Annotated in this window: 3 protein-coding genes; 1 reads left to right on the top strand and 2 read right to left on the bottom strand. The window is 71.8% G+C overall.

Annotation, left to right across the window (positions count from 1 at the left end):
* A partial coding sequence (locus D7W79_RS39505) for a ComEC/Rec2 family competence protein (protein WP_244222230.1) occupies nt 1-1,385 on the bottom strand: 1,385 nt, incomplete at its 3' end.
* A 338-nt stretch (nt 1,386-1,723) separates the two neighbouring features.
* On the opposite strand from D7W79_RS39505, the gene D7W79_RS39500 reads away from it, so the two are divergent.
* Complete coding sequence (locus D7W79_RS39500; RefSeq protein WP_014398206.1) at nt 1,724-2,218, top strand: CarD family transcriptional regulator; 495 nt, start codon at nt 1,724-1,726, stop codon at nt 2,216-2,218.
* 302 nt (nt 2,219-2,520) lie between these two features.
* Here the strand turns inward: D7W79_RS39500 and D7W79_RS45495 are convergent.
* On the bottom strand, nt 2,521-4,220 hold a 1,700-nt coding region (locus D7W79_RS45495; protein ID WP_338078850.1), incomplete at its 5' end, for an FHA domain-containing protein.

Raw genomic sequence — 4,220 nt, 5'->3', positions numbered from 1 at the left:
CCCAACCCCACCGCGTACGCAGCACCGAGCCACGTTCCCAGCCCCGGCACCTCCACCGCCGCGAAGGGCACTGCCGCGAAGCCCCGCGTCAGTATGAGAAGCAGCTCCGAAGCCCAGGCCCCCGCCCACAGCACCGGCGTCGCCACGACAGGCGCCACGACGAACAGGGCCGCGCCACCCGCCGCGAGCCCGGTGAGCACGCCGCACAGGGGCAGGGCGACGATGTTGGACACGAGCCCCGCCAGGCTCACCCGGCCGAACGCCGCCGCCACCACGGGCAACCCCACGAGCGTCGCCGCCGCGCTGGCGCACAAGGTCTGCGCCACCGTCTCGCGAGCCTGGCCAGCCCATCGCTTCAGCCGCCGGGGCTCGGACGGATCCGGCGGGGGGAGGGGCAGGGCCTCGCGCAGCGCGGGCGACAGCAGCACCAGTCCCAGCACCGCGAGGAACGACAGCCGCAGCGACAGGTCCACGACGCTGGAGGGCGTCCAGGCCACCAGCACCAACGCCGCGAGCGCTAATCCATTGAGCCCATCCGCGCGCCGCCACAACGCCAGCCCCAGCAGCACCGCCGTGGCCATCACCGCCGAGCGCACCGCGGGCGCCTGGTTGCCCGTGAAGAGCACGTAGGCCCAGACGAAGGGCACCGCCGCCGGGGCCGCCCACCGGCGCGCCTCCAGCGTCCGCCAGCGCCCGCCCAGCCGCACCAGCCCCCGCCGCAGCAGGGCCAGCGTCATCAGCGCGAGCGCCGCCACGTGAAGCCCGCTGACGCTGAGCACGTGCGCGAGCCCCGCCCGTGAGAAGGCCTCCTCCCAGGCCGCGTCCAGGTCCGCGCGTTGTCCGGCGGCCAGCGTGAGGAACAACGCCGCCGCGTCCGAGGAAGGCGCCACGCCGTGCACCGCCGTCGTCAGCCGTCCCCGCACGTCCTCCAGCGCGAGCCGCCACGACGGGGCAGGGGAGAGCGCCAGCACACGCCCCGGCACGAAGCCTCCCGTGAAGGCCACGCCCTGACGCCGCCGCGCGGACGCGAAGTCCCGCTCGCCCGGGTTGGAAGGAGGCGCATCCGGCACGAGCCGGGCCTCCACCCGCACGCGCTGCCCGGGTTGTAATTCCAGACCTTCCCCCCGCCCGGAAAGACTCACACGGAAGCGGGCCTCGACTGGATGTTCCGGAAGGGGCCCCGCACGCGACACCGCGAGCCGCAGGCGGAGGGCGCCGTCGAAGCGCTCCACGCGCTCCAGCTCTCCTTCGAGGACCGCGCTGCCCCCGTCCCTCAAGGAAGGAGGCACCTCGACGCGGGCCTCAAAACTGGAAAGACCCGCGCCCGTGAGGGCCAGCGCGCCCAGCACCGCCAGATGCGCTCCAGGCAGCGGGCCGAGCGCCATTCCAGACAGTCCCAGACAAAGCGCGCAGAGGAGAAATACCCCGGCGAAGCTCTCTGTTCCGGTTGCCCAGAGGGCGCCGAGCAAGAGGCTCAGCGCTGGAAAGAACAACGGACGCGTACCCAGGTCGCGCCACGCATAACGAACCAACACCCACCCCCACCCACCGCCTCGTCCGTCACGCGGCGCTCACACACCGAGCGACACCGCACACAAAACCGGACACCGTAGTGCGGCTGTCATCGGGTGGTCAAGGCGATTTCGTTGCCCGTGGATGTGGTTTGTGGTAGTAGTGGCTGGCGCGAAGGCCGGGGTCGAAGCTTTCTCCAAGGAGGCATTTAGTGCAGACCAGCTTCAAGACTGGTGACAAGGCGGTTTATCCGGGCCAGGGCGTCGGTGAGGTGATGGGCATCGAGCACACCGAGGTCGCCGGGCAGCGCCAGTCGTTCTACGTGCTGCGCATCCTGGAGAACGGGATGCGGATCATGATCCCCATCAACAAGGTCGGTTCGGTGGGCCTTCGGGAGATCATCAGCGAGGAGGACGTCAAGCAGGTCTATTCCATCCTCCGCGAGAAGGACATCTCCGTCGACTCCACCACGTGGAACCGCCGGTACCGCGAGTACATGGAGAAGATCAAGACGGGCTCCGTCTTCGAGATCGCCGAGGTGCTCCGCGACCTGTACCTGCTCAAGGGCGACAAGGACCTGTCGTTCGGCGAGCGCAAGATGCTCGACACGGCCCGCTCGCTGCTGATCAAGGAGCTGTCGCTGGCCAAGGATTGCTCCGAGGAAGAGGTCGAGTCCGACCTGAAGAAGATCTTCAACCTCGCCTGAGTCCCCGCGTGACGCGCGGCCCCAGGCCGCCGCGTTCGCACCTCGCGCCCCGGGTTCCCTCGATGGAATCCGGGGCGTCGTGTTTCCAGCGTCCGCCATCCAGCCGGTCCCGGAGCCGAGCACTTTCGAACCGGTCCAACAGTCGGACCAGTTGGGCAGCTAGGCTTCCCGGGCCACTCCCGAACCGGTCCGACAGTCGGACCCGTTGGGCAGCCAGGCCTCCCGGGCCACTCCCGAAGGAACCGGTCCGACAGTCGGACCGGTTGGGCGAGCGTGGCTCGGGGGCGGCGCGCCAAGCCTGATCAAGGCGCCTGCGCTGCAAGCGCCGCCAGCTGTGCGCGGGCCTCGGCGTTGTCGGCGTCGTACTGGAGGGCCGCGGTGAAGGCCGCGCGGGCGTCGGCGAAGCGCTGGGCCTTGGCGGCGTCCTGGCCGGTGCGCACGTACAACCCGGCGAGCTGGCGGCGAAGCCCTGCCCCCTGCCGGCTCCAGCCGTGGGACAGCTCCTGGTCCAGCCGCACGGCGACGCCGAGCGCATCGAGCGCCCGGGGACGGTCCTGCTGCGACAGGGCGGTCCGGGCGGCGGCTTCAGCGACCTGGAAGCGGTTGAGCTGCTGCACCAGCGTGGCCAGGTTCGCGCGCCGGGCCTGGGCCAGCGCCCCGGCGACATCCCCGGACTCGTAGCGCGAGAGGATGTCCGCGCGCTGGCGCTCATCCGGAGGTCCAGACGGTTCGGTCGAAGGGGACTCCTTCCGTCCGGATGCGGCGACGACCTGGCCCGCATGCGGTTCGCCCGCCTTCGCGGCCCCCGTGCTCGCATGCATGCCGCGAGCACTCTCCACGGCACCGGCAGCCGCCTGTCCCGAGTGCGTCCCTCGCGCGATATCCGAAGCGCTGAGGACCTTCGCGGCCCCCGTGCTCGCATTCATGCCGCGAGCGACCTCCGCCGCGCTGGGCGTCATCCTTTCACCCGCACCCGGCACGGTGTGCTCGCGCATCCCACGGGCAACCTCCGTCGCGCTCGGCGTGGTGGCCTCCCCGGTGCCGGTGTGCTCGTGCAGTCCACGGGCGACATCCGTCGCGCTCGGCGCGGTGGCTTCCCCAATGCCGGCGCGCTCGCGCATCCCACGGGCGACGTCCGATGTGCTCGGCGCGGTGGCCTCTCCGGTGCCGATGGCCGAGGCCTTCGCGGGAGCCTCCGCTCCCACCGCTCTTGCCTCCTTCTCGGGTGCCTCCGCACCGGTGTCGCGAGCGTCGTTCGCGGGTTCCGCCGGAGCCGCGGGGGCCTTGCTCGGAGCGCCTTCCACCGGAGTCCGCGCGGGAGCCCGGTCCGCCGTCCGCATGGCCACCACGCTGATCAACGCCGCCACCGCGGAGCCCACGACCGCGGCCGCTACCGCCACCGCGACGCCGTTCAGCGGACGCTTCACCGTGCGAGGCCGCAGCGGATCCAGCGACGTCCGGCTCACCGTCGGCCCGGCCCCCGAACCGCGAAGCCGCAACGTCGCATTGCCCAGGCTCAGCTCATCTCCGGGCCGGACCTCCACCTCGCCCTTGATGCGCAGGCGGTTGACGAACGTGCCGTTCTGGCTGCCCAGGTCGCGCACGGTGAAGACATTGCCCCGCCGGGTCAGCTGCGCATGGCGCCGGCTGATGGACGCGTGCTGGAGCCGCAGGTCCGACGTCGACGACCGGCCCAGCGTGATGGAGCCCTGGTGCAGGGGCACGAGCTGGCCCGCGCCCGGCCCGCGCTCCACGTACACGAACGCGGGCGTCACGCCCGGATCCGAGTACTCCTTCGCCCAATCGTACCGGGGCGACAGCTCCCGGTCGGACTTCGTCCGCTCGCCCGGCCCGCGCCGCTTCACCTTCCGGGGGCCCGCCGGGTACTGGGGCACGCGCTGCGGGCGCGGATCATCCGCCTGCAGGGGCGATACCTCGTCGTCGTCGAAGGGCAGCTCGTCCGGGTCTTCCGGAGACGCCTGCTGCCCGGGAGGGCGGGGAG

The sequence above is a fragment of the Corallococcus exercitus genome (genome assembly GCF_003611585.1).
In the GTDB taxonomy this organism is placed as follows: domain Bacteria; phylum Myxococcota; class Myxococcia; order Myxococcales; family Myxococcaceae; genus Corallococcus; species Corallococcus exercitus.
This window is presented reverse-complemented; position numbering and strand designations above follow the sequence as displayed.